This is a genomic window from Pseudomonas sp. NFACC08-1, from assembly GCF_900106735.1.
GTDB classification, from domain to species: domain Bacteria; phylum Pseudomonadota; class Gammaproteobacteria; order Pseudomonadales; family Pseudomonadaceae; genus Aquipseudomonas; species Aquipseudomonas fluorescens_Q.
This window is the reverse complement of record NZ_FNNL01000003.1, coordinates 46,398-65,933: the sequence shown is the minus strand read 5'-3', so window position 1 is coordinate 65,933 and position 19,536 is coordinate 46,398. Positions and strand designations below refer to the sequence as shown.

General features: G+C 61.8%; 17 protein-coding genes. 12 read left to right on the top strand and 5 right to left on the bottom strand.

Going from position 1 to position 19,536, the window contains the following annotated elements; all coding sequences use genetic code 11:
- Positions 1-70: 70 nt before the first annotated feature.
- Positions 71-1,300 carry a phosphoglycerate dehydrogenase gene (gene serA, locus BLU76_RS07330; protein ID WP_003186856.1) on the bottom strand — a complete coding sequence of 410 codons (1,230 nt, stop codon included), beginning with the start codon at positions 1,298-1,300 and terminating at the stop codon, positions 71-73.
- Between the two features lie 205 nt (positions 1,301-1,505).
- Between serA and BLU76_RS07320 the strand changes: the two genes are divergently transcribed.
- From BLU76_RS07320 to BLU76_RS07305, 4 genes are all read left to right on the top strand, one after another.
- Positions 1,506-2,900, top strand: coding sequence for an FAD-binding oxidoreductase (locus tag BLU76_RS07320; protein WP_063323440.1), 1,395 nt, complete (start codon positions 1,506-1,508; stop codon positions 2,898-2,900).
- A 42-nt stretch (positions 2,901-2,942) separates the two neighbouring features.
- Positions 2,943-3,608, top strand: a complete 666-nt coding sequence (locus BLU76_RS07315) for a fumarylacetoacetate hydrolase family protein (protein WP_063323441.1) — start codon at positions 2,943-2,945, stop codon at positions 3,606-3,608.
- Between the two features lie 241 nt (positions 3,609-3,849).
- Positions 3,850-4,782: an SdiA-regulated domain-containing protein gene (locus BLU76_RS07310; protein WP_092222220.1), complete on the top strand. Its 933-nt coding sequence runs from the start codon at positions 3,850-3,852 to the stop codon at positions 4,780-4,782.
- A gap of 121 nt (positions 4,783-4,903) precedes the next feature.
- Positions 4,904-5,821, top strand: coding sequence for an SdiA-regulated domain-containing protein (locus BLU76_RS07305; protein WP_092222218.1), 918 nt, complete (start codon positions 4,904-4,906; stop codon positions 5,819-5,821).
- A 387-nt stretch (positions 5,822-6,208) separates the two neighbouring features.
- On the opposite strand, the gene rpiA is transcribed toward BLU76_RS07305, so the two are convergent.
- Positions 6,209-6,880 (bottom strand): ribose-5-phosphate isomerase RpiA, encoded by a 672-nt coding sequence (gene rpiA / locus BLU76_RS07300; RefSeq protein ID WP_063323444.1) that lies wholly within the window; start codon positions 6,878-6,880, stop codon positions 6,209-6,211.
- 137 nt (positions 6,881-7,017) lie between these two features.
- On the opposite strand from rpiA, the gene ilvA reads away from it, so the two are divergent.
- Both ilvA and BLU76_RS07290 read left to right on the top strand, forming a co-directional pair.
- Positions 7,018-8,532 (top strand): threonine ammonia-lyase, biosynthetic, encoded by a 1,515-nt coding sequence (gene ilvA, locus BLU76_RS07295; RefSeq protein ID WP_063323445.1) that lies wholly within the window; start codon positions 7,018-7,020, stop codon positions 8,530-8,532.
- 144 nt (positions 8,533-8,676) lie between these two features.
- Positions 8,677-9,102, top strand: a complete 426-nt coding sequence (locus BLU76_RS07290; RefSeq protein WP_092146597.1) for a DUF2269 family protein — start codon at positions 8,677-8,679, stop codon at positions 9,100-9,102.
- Between the two features lie 37 nt (positions 9,103-9,139).
- Here the strand turns inward: BLU76_RS07290 and BLU76_RS07285 are convergent, their stop codons facing one another.
- Positions 9,140-9,796, bottom strand: coding sequence for a histidinol-phosphatase (locus BLU76_RS07285; RefSeq protein WP_092222216.1), 657 nt, complete (start codon positions 9,794-9,796; stop codon positions 9,140-9,142).
- A 143-nt stretch (positions 9,797-9,939) separates the two neighbouring features.
- On the opposite strand from BLU76_RS07285, the gene BLU76_RS07280 reads away from it, so the two are divergent.
- Both BLU76_RS07280 and ptsP read left to right on the top strand, forming a co-directional pair.
- A complete protein-coding gene (locus tag BLU76_RS07280) occupies positions 9,940-10,419 on the top strand; it encodes an RNA pyrophosphohydrolase (RefSeq protein ID WP_003186867.1) in 480 nt (159 codons plus the stop codon).
- A gap of 22 nt (positions 10,420-10,441) precedes the next feature.
- Entirely contained in the window at positions 10,442-12,721 is a 2,280-nt protein-coding gene (ptsP, locus tag BLU76_RS07275; protein WP_063323448.1) for a phosphoenolpyruvate--protein phosphotransferase, read from the top strand.
- A 155-nt stretch (positions 12,722-12,876) separates the two neighbouring features.
- Here ptsP and BLU76_RS07270 read toward each other — a convergent pair whose 3' ends face one another.
- Positions 12,877-13,623 carry an NRDE family protein gene (locus BLU76_RS07270; RefSeq protein ID WP_092222214.1) on the bottom strand — a complete coding sequence of 249 codons (747 nt, stop codon included), beginning with the start codon at positions 13,621-13,623 and terminating at the stop codon, positions 12,877-12,879.
- A gap of 331 nt (positions 13,624-13,954) precedes the next feature.
- On the opposite strand from BLU76_RS07270, the gene BLU76_RS07265 reads away from it, so the two are divergent.
- The 3 genes from BLU76_RS07265 (at position 13,955) to BLU76_RS07255 (ending at position 16,637) form a co-directional block, all read left to right on the top strand.
- Positions 13,955-14,737 (top strand): sulfite exporter TauE/SafE family protein, encoded by a 783-nt coding sequence (locus BLU76_RS07265; RefSeq protein ID WP_057450605.1) that lies wholly within the window; start codon positions 13,955-13,957, stop codon positions 14,735-14,737.
- Positions 14,738-14,805: 68 nt separating this feature from the next.
- The gene (lgt, locus tag BLU76_RS07260) at positions 14,806-15,615 is read left to right on the top strand and encodes a prolipoprotein diacylglyceryl transferase (RefSeq protein ID WP_025211247.1); all 810 of its coding nucleotides are present in this window, start codon (positions 14,806-14,808) and stop codon (positions 15,613-15,615) included.
- A gap of 50 nt (positions 15,616-15,665) precedes the next feature.
- Positions 15,666-16,637, top strand: coding sequence for a thymidylate synthase (locus BLU76_RS07255; protein WP_092222212.1), 972 nt, complete (start codon positions 15,666-15,668; stop codon positions 16,635-16,637).
- Between the two features lie 102 nt (positions 16,638-16,739).
- Here the strand turns inward: BLU76_RS07255 and cadR are convergent, their stop codons facing one another.
- Positions 16,740-17,186, bottom strand: a complete 447-nt coding sequence (gene cadR / locus BLU76_RS07250) for a Cd(II)/Pb(II)-responsive transcriptional regulator (protein WP_003196623.1) — start codon at positions 17,184-17,186, stop codon at positions 16,740-16,742.
- An 86-nt stretch (positions 17,187-17,272) separates the two neighbouring features.
- On the opposite strand from cadR, the gene BLU76_RS07245 reads away from it, so the two are divergent.
- Positions 17,273-19,492 (top strand): heavy metal translocating P-type ATPase, encoded by a 2,220-nt coding sequence (locus BLU76_RS07245; RefSeq protein ID WP_092222210.1) that lies wholly within the window; start codon positions 17,273-17,275, stop codon positions 19,490-19,492.
- Positions 19,493-19,536 lie beyond the last annotated feature (44 nt).

Here is a 19,536-nt window from a genome sequence, read left to right as displayed (position 1 = left end):
AAAACGGGAGCCCCTTACGAAGCTCCCGTTCTTTATTGCAAGCCAAACCTCAACTTGCCGTCCAACCTTCTTAGAACAACACCCGGCAACGAATGGTGCCGTTGATGTGCTGCAGCTTCTCTTGCGCCAGGTCCGAGTATTCGGCGTCGACGTCGATCACGACGTAGCCGACTTTCTCGTTGGTCTGCAGGAACTGACCGGAAATGTTGATGCCGTTTTCGGCGAAGACCTTGTTGATCTCGCTCATCACACCCGGGATGTTCTCGTGGATGTGCAACAGGCGATGCTTGCCAGGGTGTGCCGGCAGAGCCACTTCCGGGAAGTTCACGGACGATACCGACGTACCGTTGTCGCTGTACTTGACCAGTTTTTCCGCCACTTCCAGACCGATGTTGGCCTGGGCTTCAGCGGTGGAACCGCCGATGTGCGGGGTCAGGATCACGTTGTCCAGGCCACGCAGCGGGCTTTCGAAGATGTCGTCGTTGGAGCGCGGCTCCACCGGGAACACGTCGATGGCGGCGCCGATCAGGTGCTTGTCCTTGATCGCGTCGGCCAGGGCGTCGAGCTTGACCACGGTGCCACGCGCGGCGTTGATCAGGATCCCGCCCTTCTTGATGGCACGGATTTCCTTCTCGCCGATCATCCACTGGGTGGCAGCGGTTTCCGGCACGTGCAGGGTCACGATGTCGGACATGCCCAGCAACTCGTGCAGGTTGTTGACCTGGGTGGCGTTGCCCAAGGGCAGTTTGGTCACGGTGTCGTAGAAGAACACCTGCATGCCAAGGCCTTCAGCCAGTACCGACAACTGGGTGCCGATCGAGCCGTAACCGACGATACCCAGCTTCTTGCCGCGGATTTCGAAGGAGTTGGCCGCACTCTTGATCCAGCCGCCACGGTGGCAGGAAGCGTTCTTCTCAGGGATGCCGCGCAGCAGCAGGATCGCTTCGGCCAACACCAGTTCGGCAACGGAACGGGTGTTGGAGTACGGCGCGTTGAACACCGCGATGCCGCGCTCGCGCGCCGCATTGAGGTCAACCTGGTTGGTGCCGATGCAGAAGCAGCCGACCGCCACCAGTTTCTTGGCGTGGTCGAAGATCTCTTCGGTCAATTGAGTACGGGAGCGAATGCCGATGAAGTGAGCATCGGCGATCTTTTCCTTGAGCTGGGCTTCCGGCAGAGAACTGGTGATGTACTCGATGCTGGTGTAGCCCGCCGACTTGAGGACGTCGACAGCCGATTGGTGGACGCCTTCGAGAAGAAGGAACTTGATCTTGCTCTTATCGAGAGAAGTCTTGCTCATCTGCGTAAACCTGTGTCCCGGAGAAAAATGGCAGGGAATCGGACAGCGCATGCTGGCCCGACCGGCGTGACAGCCGTCGCCGCAGAACAGCCGTTGGGCACTACGCTGCGGGGTCGGTATGCTAGCATATGCACCCCGCTAAACACTCATTCCTGCGACGTGAAGCGTTCTCAGGATGACCATGAATTGTTCGAGAGTTCTGTCGATGACCAACCCTGCCCTGATAGATGAGCTGAAGACCCTGGTTGAGCCTGGCAAGGTCCTGACCGATGCCGACTCCCTGAACGCTTACGGCAAGGATTGGACCAAGCATTTCGCCCCGGCGCCCACGGCCATCGTCTTTCCCAAGACCACCGAGCAGGTCCAGGCCATCGTGCGCTGGGCCAATGAACACAAGGTCGCGCTGGTGCCGTCGGGCGGGCGTACCGGGCTTTCCGCCGCCGCCGTGGCGGCCAACGGCGAAGTGGTCGTGTCATTCGACTACATGAACCAGGTGCTCGACGTGAACCTCACCGACCGCACCGCGGTCTGCCAGCCTGGCGTGGTCACCGAACAACTGCAGAACAAGGCCGAAGAACATGGCCTGTACTATCCGGTAGACTTCGCTTCGGCCGGTTCCAGCCAGATTGGCGGCAACATCGGCACCAATGCCGGCGGGATCAAGGTCATTCGCTACGGCATGACCCGCAACTGGGTGGCGGGCATGAAGGTCGTCACCGGCAAGGGTGACCTGCTGGAGCTGAACAAGGACCTGATCAAGAATGCCACCGGCTATGACTTGCGGCAGCTGTTCATCGGCGCCGAAGGCACCCTGGGCTTCGTGGTCGAGGCCACCATGCGCCTGGACCGTGCGCCGAAAAACCTCACCGCCATGGTGCTTGGCACGCCGGACTTCGATTCGATCATGCCGGTGCTGCACGCCTTCCAGGGCAAGCTGGACCTGACCGCCTTCGAATTTTTCTCCGACAAGGCCCTGGCCAAGGTCCTCGCTCGCGGCGACGTGCCAGCACCGTTCGAAACCGAGTGCCCGTTCTACGCCCTGCTGGAATTCGAAGCCACCACTGAAGAAGTCGCCAACCACGCCCTGGAAACCTTCGAGCACTGCGTGGAGCAAGGCTGGGTGCTGGACGGCGTGATGAGCCAGAGCGAAACCCAACTGCAGAACCTGTGGAAGCTGCGCGAATACATTTCCGAAACCATCTCCCACTGGACGCCGTACAAGAACGACATCTCGGTGACCGTCTCCAAGGTTCCGGGTTTCTTGCGGGAAATCGACGCGATCGTCGGCGAACACTACCCGGACTTCGAAATCGTCTGGTTTGGCCACATCGGCGACGGCAACCTGCACCTGAACATCCTCAAGCCGGAAAACCTGAGCAAGGATGAGTTCTTCGCCAAGTGCGCGACCGTGAACAAATGGGTCTTTGAGACCGTCGAGAAGTACAACGGCTCGATTTCCGCCGAACACGGCGTGGGCATGACCAAGCGCGACTACCTGACCTATAGTCGTTCACCTGTGGAAATCGAGTACATGAAAGCGGTGAAGGCGGTATTCGACCCGAACGGCATCATGAACCCGGGCAAGATTTTCGCGATTTGACGCCTAAAAACACCTGATGAATCCCAGAAGCAGGAGCCGGTAATGAGCTATCAGCACCAGTATGTCGACGGTACACGTATTCATTTTCCGGTAGGGAAAGTGGTGTGCATTGGCCGCAACTACGCCGAACATGCAAAGGAACTGGATAACCCGGTACCCACCGAACCCTTGCTGTTCATCAAGCCGGGCAGTTGCGTGGTGCCGCTGGAAGGTGGTTTCAGCATTCCTGCCGACCGTGGCTCGGTGCACTACGAGGCGGAAATCGCCGTGCTGATCGGCAAGCCGCTGTCCACCAAGCCCAGCGCTGAAGAAGTACTGGACGCGATCTCCGGCTTCGCCCCGGCCCTGGACCTGACCCTGCGGGACAAGCAGGCCGAGCTCAAGGCCAAGGGCCTGCCGTGGGAAGTGGCCAAGTCCTTCGACGGCGCGGCGGTGCTCGCACCGTTCGTGTCGAACGGCACCTTTGCCGACCTGACCGACATCCCCGTTCGCCTGACCATCAACGGTGAAGTGCGCCAGGACGGTAATAGCAGCCTGATGCTCAATCCCATTGTGCCGATGATCCAATACATGGCCGGCTGCTTCTCGTTGCAGGCCGGCGACGTGATCCTCACCGGCACCCCGGCAGGCGTCGGGCCGCTGAATGCAGGCGATGAACTGGTACTGGAGTTGCCGGGAGCGAGCCGCTTCGAAAGCAGCGTTCGCTAACTCGGTTTTGTGACCGCTAGAGATCATGTGGGAGCTGGCTTGCTCGCGAAGGCGGTATAACGGTCGGCATAAAGATGTTGCACCTGATGCCCCTTCGCGAGCAAGCCCGCTCCCACAGGCATCCAGCTTTCCCGAGCCCAAGGTTTTACCGTTTTTTTCACATGCCATCCGGATAATTCCGGGGAATGCGGCATCTGAGCCAGCCACTCCCCTAGCCGAATTTTCTGGAACGCATTCCCCGATGGCCAAAACCCAAGCACTGTTTGCCGCCAAACCCGCCCGCCGCTCCCGCTTCGCCCTGCCCTGGTATGCCTGGTCGCTGCTGGCAGTGGCCGCAGCCTATGGCCTGGCGTTTGCGATGCATTGGGACGACCGCGGCCTGCTTTGGCTATCGGAACACTTCCAGAGCCCAGCCGAGCGCCAGGCGAGCATCTGGTTGCCGGACTACCATGCCGTGATCGACGCCAAGCCGCTACCCGGCTTGGAGAAGGACGAGGCGTCCGATGTGACCTACAACCCGCAGACCAAGACACTGTTCGCCGTCATGGGCAAGAACCCGTTCCTGGTGGAGCTGACCCTGCAAGGCGATGTGCTGCGCAAAGTGCCGTTGGTGGGCTGGAGCAACCCCGAGGGCGTGACTTATATGGAAGACGGCCTGCTGGCTATCACCGACGAACGAAGTCACACGTTGACCATCGTCCACGTTGGTGCCGAAACCCGCGAATTGAACAACGCCGATTTCCCCCACTACGATCTAGGCCCATCCAAGAACAAGAACAAAGGGTTCGAAGCGATCGCCTGGGACCCGCGCAACCAGCAACTGGTACTCGGAGAGGAACGCCCGCCGGCGCTGTTCACCTGGAAAAGCGATGGTAGCCAATTGCTCAAGGGCAACAAGCAAATCCATGTCAGCAATGAACTGGACCTGCGCAACCTCTCGGCACTGGCGATCGATCCGCGCACCGGTCACATGCTGGTGCTTTCGGCCGACTCCCATCTGCTGCTGGAACTGGACGAAAAAGGCGAGCAGGTCAGCTTCATGACCTTGCTGGGCGGCTTCAATGGCCTGAAAGACACAATCCCTCGTGCCGAAGGCATCACCGTCGATGAGGCCGGCAATCTGTACATGGTCAGCGAACCGAATCTGTTCTATCGTTTCGAAAAACAGCGCTGACAGCACCAACTCTGTAGGATAAATCCTCCATTGTTGTAGGGTGTGGCACACAGCCATTAAGCTTCAGTTCAGGCAACCGTGGTATTTCCAGGCACCTGTTCTTATCCGAGCCCACCCCAACATGCGTCGACTCGCCCGCCCCAAACCCTTGATCCTGATACTGCTGACGCTGGCGCTGATCTTCCTGATCGCCGCCGGCCAGCATCTGCGCCTGTTCGAACGCGCCTGGTTCAACCTCAACACCCTCTGGCGAACCCCCAGCGAACAGGCCATCGCCCTGGACCAATACCGAGTCACACTCGAGGCGCAGGCGATCGACGGCTTGGACGATGACGTTTCAGCGCTGACGTTCGATCCGATCCGCAAGAGCCTGTTCACCGTCACCAATAAAAATGCCGAGCTGGTCGAGTTATCGCTGGACGGCAAGATTTTGCGGCGCATCGCCCTGATCGGCTTTGGCGATCCGGAGGCGGTGGAGTTCATCAGCGAAGACATCTACGTCATCACCGACGAGCGTCAGCAGCGCCTGATCAAGATTCACCTGGAAGAGGACACCCAATTCATCGACGCCGCCGAAGCCGAACAGATAACCCTGGGCGTGCACATGAGCGGCAACAAGGGGTTCGAAGGGCTGGCCTACGATTCGGTAGGCAAACGCCTGTTCGTGGCGAAGGAACGCGACCCGATGCTGATTTATGAAGTGCATGGATTTCCCCATCACAATCCGGAAAAATCCTATGCCGTCCATGTGATCAACAACCCCAAGCGCGATGCCGGGCTGTTCGTACGCGACCTCTCAAGCCTGCAATACGACGAACGCAGCGGCCACTTACTGGCGCTGTCCGAGGAGTCGCGGCTGATTATCGAATTGGATATTGGCGGCCGGCCGCTGAGCACGCTGTCGTTGAGCAAGGGCCGCCACGGCTTGCAAAAAACCGTGCCCCAGGCCGAGGGCCTCGCCATGGACGACGATGGCAACCTGTATCTGGTGAGCGAGCCGAATCTGTTCTATGTGTTCAAGAAGCCGCAGCCTGATTGAACAGATAGGAAAAGATCCCGCGGCAAGCCCACCCGATCACTCAAGACCGACCTGAATCATTGTGGCGAGGGAGCTTGCTCCCGCTTGAGTGCGAAGCGCTCACCGCTTTTTTGGGGCCGCTTCGCGCCCCAGCGGGAGCAAGCTCCCTCGCCACAAAAGCATCCCGGTCGACCAACCGATTTGCTCTTGAAACTGACACTGATTCGAGGCATTCCCTTGACCCGCGCCGTGCCCAATTCCCGTGGCGAGGGAGCTTGCTCCCGCTGGGCCGCGAAGCGGCCCTAAAACCCGGCAACGCTGTGGATCAGGTTGATTGGGTGGGCTTGAGAGGGGGCTGCTACGCAACCCAGCGGGAGCAAGCTCCCTCGCCACAGTCACAACAGCGGATCAAGCCTTGAGGGTCTTCACCCCTTCAGGGGTCCCCAGCAGCAGCACATCAGCAGGACGCGCAGCGAACAAACCGTTGGTGACCACGCCCACGATGGCGTTGATCTGGCTTTCCAGTTCCACCGGGTTAGTGATCTGCAGGTTGTGCACGTCGAGGATGATGTTGCCGTTATCGGTCAGCACGCCTTCGCGATACACCGGGTCACCACCCAGTTTCACCAGTTCGCGGGCCACATGACTGCGGGCCATCGGGATGACTTCCACTGGCAACGGGAACGCGCCAAGCACCGGCACCAGCTTGCTGGCGTCGGCAATGCAGATGAAGGTCTTGGCCACGGCCGCGACGATCTTCTCGCGAGTCAGGGCCGCGCCGCCGCCCTTGATCAGGTTCAGGTGCGCGTCGCTTTCGTCGGCGCCGTCGATGTAGAACTCCAGGTCGCTCACGGTGTTGAGCTCGTACACCGGAATCCCGTGGCCCTTGAGGCGCGCGGCGGTGGCCTCGGAGCTGGCGACCGCGCCGTCGAACGCACCCTTGTGTTGCGCCAGCGCGTCGATGAAGCAATTGGCCGTAGAGCCGGTGCCAACCCCGACAATGCTCTTGTCATCCAGCTTCGGGAGGATGAGGTCGACGGCGGCCTGGGCCACGGCCTGTTTGAGTTGATCCTGGGTCATGCGGGCTCCGAAAGCGGGCAGGAAGTAAAGAGGGGCGCGAGTATAACCCAACAAAACCTTGGGATTCGTGTGGTCGCCCAGCTAAAAGCCGGGTTAGACTCCTTGGCCCTGCCCAACCCGCTCAGTGATGCTTTCCGATGCTTGAACAGTACGTCAAAAAGATCCTCACCTCGCGCGTTTACGACGTTGCCGTAGAAACCCCGCTGCAGTCCGCTCGCCAGCTCTCCGAGCGGCTGGGCAACAGCATCTTGCTCAAGCGCGAAGACTTGCAGCCGGTGTTCTCGTTCAAGATTCGCGGAGCCTACAACAAGCTGACCCAGCTCAGCGACGAAGAGCGCGCACGCGGCGTGGTCACCGCTTCGGCAGGCAACCATGCCCAGGGCCTGGCCCTGGCGGCCAAGGTACTGGGGGTCAAGGCCACCATCGTGATGCCCAAGACCACCCCGGAAATCAAGGTCGAAGGCGTGCGCTCACGTGGCGGCAAGGTGGTGCTGCACGGTGACTCGTTCCCCGAAGCCCTGGCCTACTCGCTGAAACTGGTCGACGAAAAAGGCTACGTCTACATCCACCCGTATGACGATCCCCACACCATTGCCGGGCAGGGCACCGTGGCGATGGAAATCCTGCGCCAGCACCCGGGGCGCCTGGATGCGATCTTCGTCCCGGTGGGCGGTGGCGGGCTGATTGCCGGGATCGCGGCCTACGTGAAATACCTGCGCCCGGACATCAAGATCATCGGCGTCGAGCCGGACGACTCCAATTGCCTGCAAGCGGCCATGGCCGCTGGCGAGCGCGTGGTCCTGCCGACCGTGGGGCTGTTCGCCGACGGCGTCGCCGTGGCACAGATCGGCCAGCACACCTTCGACATCTGCAAGCACTACGTGGACGAAGTGATCACCGTCAGCACCGACGAGATCTGTGCTGCGATCAAGGATATCTACGACGATACCCGCTCGATCACCGAACCTGCCGGCGCCCTTGGCGTGGCGGGTATCAAGAAATACGTCGAGTCGCGCGGCATCAGCGGGCAGACCCTGGTGGCCATCGACTCCGGCGCCAACGTCAACTTCGACCGCTTGCGCCACGTTGCCGAACGCGCCGAACTGGGCGAGGGCCGCGAAGCGATCATCGCCGTGACCATCCCCGAGCAGCCGGGCAGCTTCAAGGCGTTCTGTGAAGCCGTCGGCAAGCGCCAGATCACCGAATTCAACTATCGCTACAACACCGGCAGTGAGGCGCACATCTTCGTTGGCGTGCAGACCCACCCGGAAAACGACCCGCGCAGCGCGCTGATCGCCAGCCTGACCGAACAAGGCTTCCCGGTGCTGGACCTGACCGACAATGAACTGGCCAAGTTGCACATTCGCCACATGGTCGGCGGGCATGCGGCCCATGTCATCGACGAAGTGGTGCTGCGCTTCGAATTCCCGGAACGCCCGGGTGCGCTGTTCAACTTCCTCAACAAGCTGGGCGGACGCTGGAACATCTCGATGTTCCACTACCGCAACCATGGCGCGGCGGATGGCCGTGTGGTCGCCGGGCTACAGGTGCCGCACGACGAGCGCCACCTGGTGCCGGCCGCCCTGGAAGAAATCGGCTACCCGTACTGGGATGAAAGCGATAACCCGGCGTATCAGCTGTTCTTGGGGTGAACCTTGTGGCGAGGGAGCTTGCTCCCGCTTGAGTGCGAAGCGCTCACTGCTTTTTTTGGGGCCGCTTCGCGACCCAGCGGGAGCAAGCTCCCTCGCCACAGGGGGGTCTAAGCTGTGCTGGACAAGTCATAAGGAAATCGAACCATGGAAACGTTGACCCTCCTGAAAATCGCCCACGTCGTAGCCACGGTTCTGCTGTTGGCGGGCGCCCTCGGGCTGGCCCTCTGGGTCTGGCGCACGCGCCGCAACGGCGATGCCACGGCGGCGGCACGCACGCTGCAACGTCCGCGACTGTTCGTCTGGCTGGTGATGATCCTGGCATTGGCAAGCCTGCCGTTCACGGGCTGGTGGATGGTGCATCAGGTTGGCTGGTCGCTGGGGCAGACCTGGTTGCTGGCTTCCAGCGTGCTCTACACCGTGGCGGCGCTGGCGGGGTTCTGGTTGGTGGTGCGACTGAACAAATTGCGCAAGACGCCGGGAGGTAGCGGGAAGTTTACCTTTGCCTTGGCGCTGTTCAGTGTTGCCTGCTTTATCGCCATTGCGGGGTTGATGGGCGCCAAGCCGGTTTGAGGCGTTAGACCGCGCCGGCTTGCTCGCGATAGCTGTTTCAGCCACGCAGACTGATTATCGGCCAACCCCGCTTCTGGGCCTCCGCCCGAAGATTCGGATCCGGATCCACCGCCACCGGATGCGTCACCACCTCCAGCAGCGCCAGGTCGTTCATCGAATCGCTGTAGAAATAGCTGCCGTCGAGCGAATGCCCGGTCTCTTCCAGCCAACGGTTCAGCCGAGTCACCTTGCCCTCGCGAAAGCACGGGACATCCGTGCTGCGCCCGCTGTAGCGCCCGTCGATCATCTCGCACTCGGTGGCGATCAGGGTTTCGACGCCCAGGCGCTCGGCAATCGGCCCGGTGACAAAGCGGTTGGTGGCGGTGATGATCACCAGCTTGTCGCCAGCGTCACGGTGTTTTTCCAGCAATTCGATGGCCTGGGGCAACACGATCGGCTCGATGCAGTCGCGCATGTAGTCCAGGTGCCATTGGGCCAGCACGTCCATTTCGGTACGACCGAGGATTTCCAGGCAAAAATTCAGGTACTCGGCGTTGTCGAGCTTGCCGGCCAGGTAATCCTGGTAGAACGCGTTGTTGCGTGCCTTGTATGTGACAGCGTCCAGGAAACCGCGCTCGCACAGGTAATCGCCCCACGCGTGGTCGCTGTCGCCGCCCAGCAATGTGTTATCCAAGTCGAATAAAGCCAGCCGCATTGCAGTTACTCGCTGAAAAATCTGAAGAAAGGCGTCCAGAATACGGACTTTTCACAAGAGTGCACATAAGCTAGGCGGGCTCGTTGCTGCTTTCACAACCTTTGTGGAACAATGCGGCGACATGCGTTTGCGAGGTTGTTGCCGTGATCGACCCCGATGGTTTCCGCCCCAATGTGGGGATCATTCTTACGAATGATGCAGGGCAGGTGCTATGGGCTCGCCGTATCAATCAAGACGCCTGGCAGTTTCCTCAGGGCGGGATCAACCCCCAGGAGACGCCGGAAGAGGCCTTGTACCGCGAGTTGAACGAAGAAGTGGGGCTTGAGCGAGAAGATGTCGAAATACTCGCCTGCACCCGCGGCTGGTTGCGCTATCGTTTGCCGCAACGCCTGGTCAGGACGCACAGCCAACCGCTGTGCATCGGCCAGAAGCAGAAATGGTTTCTCCTGCGCCTGATCTCCAACGAGCAGCGGGTGCGGATGGATTTGACCGGTAAACCGGAGTTCGATGGCTGGCGCTGGGTCAGCTATTGGTATCCGTTGGGCCAGGTGGTGACATTCAAGCGCGAAGTGTACCGACGCGCTCTCAAAGAGCTTGCCCCGCGCCTGCTGACGCGCGACTGACGACGGAGTTCGACCCCGAGCCATGCTCAATACGCTGCGCAAGATCGTCCAGGAAGTTAACTCCGCCAAGGATCTCAAGGCGGCGTTGGGGATTATTGTATTGCGTGTCAAAGAGGCCATGGGCAGCCAGGTCTGCTCGGTCTACCTGCTGGATCCCGAGACCAATCGTTTCGTGTTGATGGCCACCGAGGGCTTGAACAAGCGCTCCATCGGCAAAGTCAGCATGGCCCCCAATGAAGGCCTGGTCGGTCTGGTCGGCACACGCGAAGAACCCCTGAACCTCGAAAACGCCGCGGATCACCCGCGCTACCGCTACTTCGCCGAAACCGGCGAAGAACGCTACGCCTCGTTCCTCGGGGCACCGATCATCCACCACCGCCGCGTTGTCGGCGTGTTGGTCATCCAGCAAAAAGAACGCCGCCAGTTCGATGAGGGTGAAGAAGCCTTCCTCGTGACCATGAGCGCGCAACTGGCCGGCGTTATCGCCCACGCCGAGGCCACCGGCTCGATCAGCGGCCTGGGGCGCCAGGGCAAGGGCATCCAGGAAGCCAAGTTCGTCGGCGTGCCAGGTTCACCGGGCGCGGCGGTGGGTACGGCGGTGGTCATGTTGCCACCCGCCGACCTGGACGTGGTGCCGGACAAGGCCATCACCGATATCGACGCCGAGCTGGGCTTGTTCAAGACCGCCATCGAAGGCGTACGCGCCGACATGCGCGCCCTGTCGGCCAAGCTGGCAACGCAGCTGCGCCCTGAAGAGCGCGCGCTGTTCGACGTTTACCTGATGATGCTCGACGATGCCTCCCTGGGCAGCGAAGTGACCACCGTCATCAAGACCGGCCAGTGGGCCCAGGGCGCACTGCGCCAGGTGGTGACCGACCACGTCAACCGCTTCGAACTGATGGACGACGCCTACCTGCGCGAGCGGGCCTCGGACGTCAAGGACCTTGGCCGCCGGTTGCTGGCCTACTTGCAGCAAGAGCGCCAGCAGACCCTGGTCTACCCCGACAACACCATCCTGGTCAGTGAAGAACTGACGCCGGCCATGCTCGGCGAAGTGCCCGAAGGCAAACTGGCGGGACTGGTCTCGGTACTGGGTTCGGGCAACTCCCACGTAGCGATCCTGGCCCGGGCCATGGGCATCCCGACGGTGATGGGCCTGGTGGACCTGCCGTACTCCAAGGTCGACGGCATCCAGATGATCGTCGATGGCTACCACGGCGAGGTCTACACCAACCCCAGCGACGTGCTGCGCAAGCAGTTTGCCGATGTGGTCGAGGAAGAAAAGCAACTGTCCCTGGGACTGGATGCGCTGCGGGACCTGCCGTGCGTGACGCTCGACGGCCACCGCATGCCACTGTGGGTCAACACCGGCCTGCTGGCCGACGTGGCCCGGGCGCAGAAACGTGGCGCCGAGGGCGTGGGCCTGTACCGCACTGAAGTGCCGTTCATGATCAACCAGCGCTTCCCCAGCGAAAAGGAACAGCTGGCGATCTACCGCGAACAACTGGCCGCGTTCCACCCGCAACCGGTGACCATGCGCAGCCTGGACATTGGCGGCGACAAGTCCCTGTCCTACTTCCCGATCAAGGAAGACAACCCGTTCCTCGGCTGGCGCGGGATTCGCGTGACCCTCGACCACCCGGAAATCTTCCTGGTCCAGGCCCGTGCCATGCTCAAGGCCAGCGAAGGCCTGAACAACCTGCGCATCCTGTTGCCGATGATCTCCGGCACCCATGAACTGGAAGAAGCCCTGCACCTGATCCACCGGGCCTGGGGCGAAGTGCGCGACGAAGGCACCGACGTGCCGATGCCGCCGATTGGCGTGATGATCGAGATTCCGGCAGCGGTGTACCAGACCAAGGAATTGGCGCGACAGGTGGACTTCCTGTCGGTGGGCTCCAACGACCTGACCCAGTACCTGCTGGCCGTGGACCGCAACAACCCACGGGTCGCGGATCTGTACGACTATCTGCACCCGGCGGTGCTGCAAGCCTTGCAGAACGTGGTACGTGACGCCCATGCCGAAGGCAAGCCAGTGAGCATCTGCGGCGAAATGGCCGGCGACCCGGCCGCCGCAGTGCTGCTGATGGCGATGGGCTTCGACAGCTTGTCGATGAACGCCACCAACCTGCCGAAAGTGAAGTGGATGCTGCGCCAGATCAACCTCAGCAAGGCCCAGGAATTGCTCGCGGAGGTGATGACCATCGACAACCCGCAAGTGATCCACAGCTCCTTGCAACTGGCGCTGAAGAACCTTGGGTTGGCGCGGATGATCAATCCGGCTTCGAACAAGACGCTCTGACGAGCATTGGAGTGTGTGGCGAGGGAGCTTGCTCCCGCTGGAGTGCGAAGCACTCCCGATTGCGGTGATAGCGATAAGGGCAGTGTCAGCCAACTTGCGACTGCTTCGCAGCCGAGCGGGAGCAAGCTCCCTCGCCACAGGTCCTCGCTAATCCTTCAGACTCGCAGTTCCACCTCCCCCAAATGCCCCCCGTGGGGCCCGAAACTGCGCTCGACCATCTGCCGCGTCCCATCGGCATGGACAATCAGTGCCGTACTCGCCCGCGTCCCGTAGGCCGGGCTGGCGATGAACACACTCGATAGCAGCATCTCGGTCGCCACTCCCACCCCGGTATCAGGCAGTTCAGCCACCGGAGCAGGCTGCGGGTCGTTCAGCAGCGTAAGCAGTGCCTCGGGCTGCGGATCGTCCAGCACCTCGCCCAGCGCCGCGCGGGCCTTGAGCAGCTTGGGCCATGGCGTGTTCAACCCCGCGTTCGACAAGCCATAGAGCCCCTCGCCCAGCCGCTGCGGCTGGGTATCGCGGGCGTTGTGGTGCCACAGCTCGACGCCATCGCCGAGCAACAGGTTGAACCCACCATACTCGCTGGCGCGGGGCACGATTTCGCTCAAATACTCGGTAATCGAAAGATTTCCGGTCAGGAACCGCGCCACCAGTTCGCCGCGCGACTTGAATGCCGGCAACTGGCCCGGATCACGGATGTTGGTCAGCGCCGCAAAGCGCCCTTCGGCGCCAATGCCAAGCCAGGTCCCGCCAGCCTCCAGGTCGCGACCAGCATGCACATGGGGCGCATCAGGCCACTGGGCAAGGGGCAAGGTCGGCCGGGCGTAGAATTCGTCGCGGTTGGCCGCCACGATCAGTGGTTGGGCATGGCCGGGTCGCCAGGCAAATACGATCAGGCACATCAGGTCGTCCTGTTTAAAATACCCATCCATTGAAGATAGAGCCGAACACAGCCTCTGTGGCGAGGGAGCTTGCTCCCGCTGGGCTACGAAGTGGCCCCAAAATCCAGAGGCCAGTTTTTCAGACCAGTCAGCGGGATTTTATTGGGAGGGCTTCGCCCTCCAGCGGGAGCAAGCTCCCTCGCCACAACAGCAGTTCGCCACCCAATATCTCCAGGGCTCTCAGCCCACTCTACCCAGACATGGCCCCCACATCCATCACCTTCAGTGGAGCCAGGGACCCTGGATCCGTTACCATGCCGCTCTTATTTCGGGGATGGGCGGGGAGAGTCTGGTGGAATTTGTGCTCTATCTGCTGCTCGGCGCCTGCGCCGGCGTGTTGGCCGGGTTGTTCGGCGTGGGGGGCGGGATCATCATCGTCCCGGTGCTGGTGTTCAGTTTCACCCTGCAGGGCTTCGACCCGCAGGTGCTGACGCACCTGGCCGTCGGCACCTCGCTGGCATCGATCATCTTCACCTCGGTCAATGCCGTACGCGAGCATCAACGCAAAGGCGCGGTGCGCTGGCCGGTGTTCGCCTGGATGACCGTCGGCATCCTGATCGGTGCCGGATTCGGCGCGATCACCGCCGAAGCGATTTCCGGCCCGCACCTGCAAAAGATCATCGGCGTGTTCGCCCTGATCGTTGCTCTGCAATTGGCCCTGGATTTCAAGCCCAACGCCAGTCGCAGCGTACCGGGCAAGGCCGGACTGACCCTGGCCGGCACGGTGATCGGCTGGGCCTCGGCGATTTTCGGCATCGGCGGCGGTTCGCTGACCGTACCGTTCCTGACCTGGCGCAGCGTGCCGATGCAGCAAGCAGTCGCGACCTCATCGGCCTGCGGACTGCCCATCGCCGTGGTCAGTGCACTAAGTTTCATGATTCTGGGCTGGCACGATCCGCTGCTGCCGGCCCATAGTCTCGGTTTTGTGTATTTGCCGGCGTTGCTGGGCATCGCCCTGACCAGCATGGTCTTCGCCCGCTTCGGTGCGCGACTGGCCCATCGCCTGTCGCCGCGCTTGCTCAAGCGGCTGTTCGCCGCCTTGCTATTCTGCGTGGGCTTGAGTTTTCTGTTCTGACGCAATCCTGGCTTAATCCCGAGGTGGCAGCGTCGCCCGGGTATTTTTGACGTTTACGAGGAATATCAATGCTGCCTTACCCGCAGATCGATCCGGTGGCCTTGGCCATCGGCCCGCTGAAAATCCACTGGTACGGCCTGATGTACCTGATCGGCATCGGCGGCGCCTGGTTGCTGGCGTCGCGTCGGCTCAACCGTTTCGACCCGACCTGGAACAAGGAAAAGCTCTCCGACCTGGTGTTCTGGCTGTCCATGGGCGTGATCGTCGGCGGGCGCCTGGGCTACGTGCTGTTCTACGACCTGAGTGCGTACCTGGCCAACCCGACGCTGATCTTTGAGGTCTGGAAGGGTGGCATGTCGTTCCACGGCGGGTTCATCGGCGTGATGCTGGCGGCGTTGTGGTTCGGCAAGCGCAACAACAAATCGTTTTTCGAGCTGATGGACTTCGTCGCGCCGATGGTGCCGATCGGCCTGGGCGCCGGGCGCATCGGCAACTTCATCAATGCCGAATTGTGGGGCAAGCCGACCGACGTGCCGTGGGCGATGATCTTCCCCCCGTTCAGCGACCCGGCGCAGTTGCCGCGCCACCCGTCGCAGCTTTACCAGTTTGCCCTCGAAGGCGTGGCATTGTTCCTGATCCTCTGGCTGTTCTCGCGCAAGCCGCGGCCAACCATGGCGGTGTCGGGCATGTTCGCGCTGTTCTACGGGATCTTCCGTTTCATCGTTGAATTCGTCCGCGTACCGGACGCCCAGCTCGGCTACCTGGCGTGGAACTGGCTGACCATGGGCCAGGTGCTCTGCCTGCCGATGATCGTCGGCGGCCTGGCACTGATCTGGCTGGCTTATCATCGAGCGCCGGCTGCCGCGGCCAAGGTTTAAAATTCGAACCCCGGGGCGCTGGCCCCGGGTTCAAGGACACAAGGTAACCCATGAAGCAATATCTTGATCTGGTGGCCCACGTCATCAAGAACGGCACCAAGCAGGCCAACCGCACCGGCGTGAACACCATCAGCTTCCCCGGCGCCATGCTGCGCTATGACTTGCAGGACGGTTTCCCAGCCATCACCACCCGCAAGATGGCTTTCAAGTCGGCCATTGGCGAGATGTGCGGTTTTCTCCGTGGCGTGAACAATGCCGCCGAATTCCGCGCCCTGGGCTGCAAGGTCTGGGACCAGAACGCCAACGAAAACACCCAGTGGCTGGCCAACCCGTTCCGCCAGGGCGAAGACGACCTGGGCGAGATCTACGGCGTGCAATGGCGCAAATGGCCGGCCTACAAACAGATCCCCTTGAGCAACCCGGCGGCCATCGAGCAGACCCTGGCCCAGGGTTACCGGCAGATCGCCGAAGGTGAAGAAAACGGCCAGGCCTACGTGGTGCTGTACAAGGCCATCGACCAGGTTCGCCAGTGCGTCGACACCATCATCAAGGACCCGGGCAGCCGGCGCATCCTGTTCCACGGCTGGAACTGCGCCCAGCTCGATGAAATGGCCCTGCCGCCGTGCCATCTGCTCTACCAGTTCCACCCGAATGTCGAGACCAAGGAAATTTCCCTGACCCTCTACATCCGCTCCAACGACCTGGGCCTGGGCACGCCGTTCAACCTCACCGAAGGCGCCGCGCTGCTGAGCCTGATCGGTCGCCTGACCGGCTACACGCCGCGCTGGTTCACCTATTTCATCGGCGATGCCCACGTCTACGAAAACCACTTGGACATGCTCAACGAACAGCTCAAGCGCGAGCCGTTCCCGATGCCGAAACTGGTGATTTCCGAGCGTGTGCCGGCGTTTGCCCAGACTGGTGTGTACCAGCCTGAGTGGCTGGAGTTGGTGGAACCGGGCGACTTCTCCCTCGAAGGCTACCAGCACCACGCGCCGATGACCGCGCCGATGGCGGTCTGAGCCACACCACCTCTCTTGATCGCTCCCACGCTCTGCGTCACAGGGACGCGGAGCGTCCCGGGCTGCATTCCCGCGCAGAGCGTGGGAGCGATCAATGGGCTTTCAATGCCCGTGACTGCGCCCCACATGCGAATGCTCCACCTCCGGCGCCACCGCACCACTGACCTCCAGCCGCTGCAAGATTCCGCATTGATCCAGGTCCGGCCCTTCACCACAGCGATGGCGCAGGTCGATCAGTTGCGTCTGCAAGGCCAGCAGGCCGTCGATGCGGGCCTTGACGTGTTGGATGTGCTCGTCGATCAGCGCGTTGACGCTTTCGCACTGGTCCTGGGGGCTGTCGCGCAGGGCCAGGAGGCTGCGGATTTCTTCCAGGGTCATGTCCAGGGTGCGGCAATTGCGGATGAACGTCAGCCGCTCGGCATGGGCCTGGGTGTAGACGCGGTAATTGCCGTCGCTACGGGCCGGTTCCGGCAGCAAGCCTTCGCGCTCGTAGTAGCGGATGGTTTCGACCTGGCAGTCGGTGATTTTCGCCAGTTCTCCGATCTTCATGATGCGGCCTCCCAAATAGGTGCTTGACCCTATAGTGGCTACAGGGTCTTTACTGCGCAACAGGCACTTTTCACGGACGTCACCCGATGAGCGATTCCCTTCACACCCACAAACCCGACCACGGCCATGACCACGGGCATTCCTGCTGCGCCTCGAAAGCGGCGCCAGCGGTGGTCATCCTCGGCAAAACGCCGACGGACGGTGCGCGGCTGAGCAGTTTCCGCATCGAAGCCATGGACTGCCCCACCGAACAGACGCTGATCCAGAACAAGCTCGGCAAGCTTGAAGGCGTGCAGCGACTGGACTTCAACCTGATCAACCGTGTGCTGGGCGTAACCCACGATTTGCCTAGCGACGCGCCGATCATCAAGGCTATCGAATCCTTAGGGATGCAGGCCGAGCCGATGACTCCGGGCAAAGAGAAAGCCTCCCCTGACTTGCCCGCCCCGGCCAAGCCCTGGTGGCCGCTGGCGCTGTCCGGCGTGACAGCCCTGGGCGCCGAGTTGATCCATTTCACCAACGCCGCGCCAAACTGGGTGGTCGCGCTGGTGGCGTTGGTGTCGATCCTCAGTGGCGGCCTGGGTACCTACAAGAAGGGTTGGATCGCCCTGAAGAACCGCAACTTGAACATCAACGCGCTGATGAGCATCGCCGTGACCGGCGCCGTGCTGATCGGCCAATGGCCGGAAGCGGCGATGGTGATGTTCCTGTTCACCGTGGCCGAGCTGATCGAAGCCAAATCCCTCGACCGCGCGCGCAACGCCATCAGCGGCTTGATGCAGATGGCCCCGCAACAGGCCACCGTGCAACAGGCCGATGGCAGCTGGCAGGTGCAGGACGTAAAAGTCATCGCCCTCGGTGCGCGGATACGGCTTCGCCCGGGCGAAAGGGTTGGGCTGGACGGCGACGTGGTCGCCGGTCGTTCGACCATTGACCAGGCACCGATCACGGGCGAGAGTCTGCCGGTGGAAAAAACCATCGGCGACAAGGTGTTCGCCGGCACCATCAACCAGGCCGGCGAGCTGGAATACACCGTCACCGCGGCGGCCGATCACTCCACCCTGGCGCGGATCATCCACGCCGTGGAACAGGCCCAGGGCTCCCGTGCGCCGACCCAGCGCTTCGTCGACCAGTTCTCGAAAATCTACACCCCAGCGGTGTTTGTCCTGGCCCTGGCTGTAGCCATCATCCCACCGCTGTTCATGGGCGCGGCGTGGTTCGACTGGATCTACCGGGCGCTGGTGCTGCTGGTGGTCGCTTGCCCGTGCGCACTGGTGATATCCACCCCCGTGACCATCGTCAGCGGCCTCGCTGCCGCTGCGCGCAAAGGCATCCTGGTCAAGGGCGGCGTGTACCTGGAAGGTGGCTACAAGCTCGACTACCTGGCCCTGGACAAGACCGGCACGCTCACCCACGGCAAGCCGGTGCAAACCGACTATGTGGCGCTGGACCCGAGCGTGGAAACCACCGCTCCAGCCCTGGCCGCCAGCCTCGCCGCCCGCTCCGATCACCCGGTTTCCCGGGCGATTGCCAACGCGGCTGTGGATAAGCATCTGGCACAGCAGGTTGTGGATAACTTCGAGGCGCTTGCCGGGCGCGGCGTGCGCGGCGACATCGGCGGGCAGACTTATCACCTGGGCAATCACCGCCTCGTGGAAGACCTCGGCCTGTGCTCCCCCGAACTGGAAGAGAAACTCTTCGCCCTGGAAAAACAAGGCAAGTCCGTCGTGCTGCTGCTCGACGCTACAGGTCCCTTGGCGCTGTTTGCCGTGGCCGACACCGTGAAGGACTCCAGCCGCGAAGCCATCCGGCAACTGCATGACCTGGGCATCAAGACCTTGATGCTCACCGGCGACAACGCCCACACCGCCGACGCGATTGCCGCGCAGGTGGGCATGGACCAGGCTCGGGGCGACCTGTTGCCCGAAGACAAGCTGCAAGCCATTGAAGCGTTGTACGCCCAGGGTCACCGCGTCGGCATGGTCGGCGACGGCATCAACGACGCCCCGGCCCTGGCCCGTTCGGAAATCGGTTTCGCCATGGCGGCGGCCGGCACCGACACGGCCATCGAGACTGCCGACGTCGCGCTGATGGACGATGATCTGCGCAAGATCCCGGCTTTCATTCGTCTGTCGCGGCAGACTTCCAGCATCCTGAAACAGAACATTGCCTTGGCGTTGGTGATCAAGGCGATCTTTCTCGGATTCACCTTCGCCGGGTTCGCCACCATGTGGATGGCGGTGTTCGCCGACATGGGGGTGAGTTTGTTGGTGGTGTTCAATGGGTTGCGGTTGTTGCGCAAGTAAAAGGCCTGGGTGACTGGGCTGGCCTCATCGCGAGCAAGCTCGCT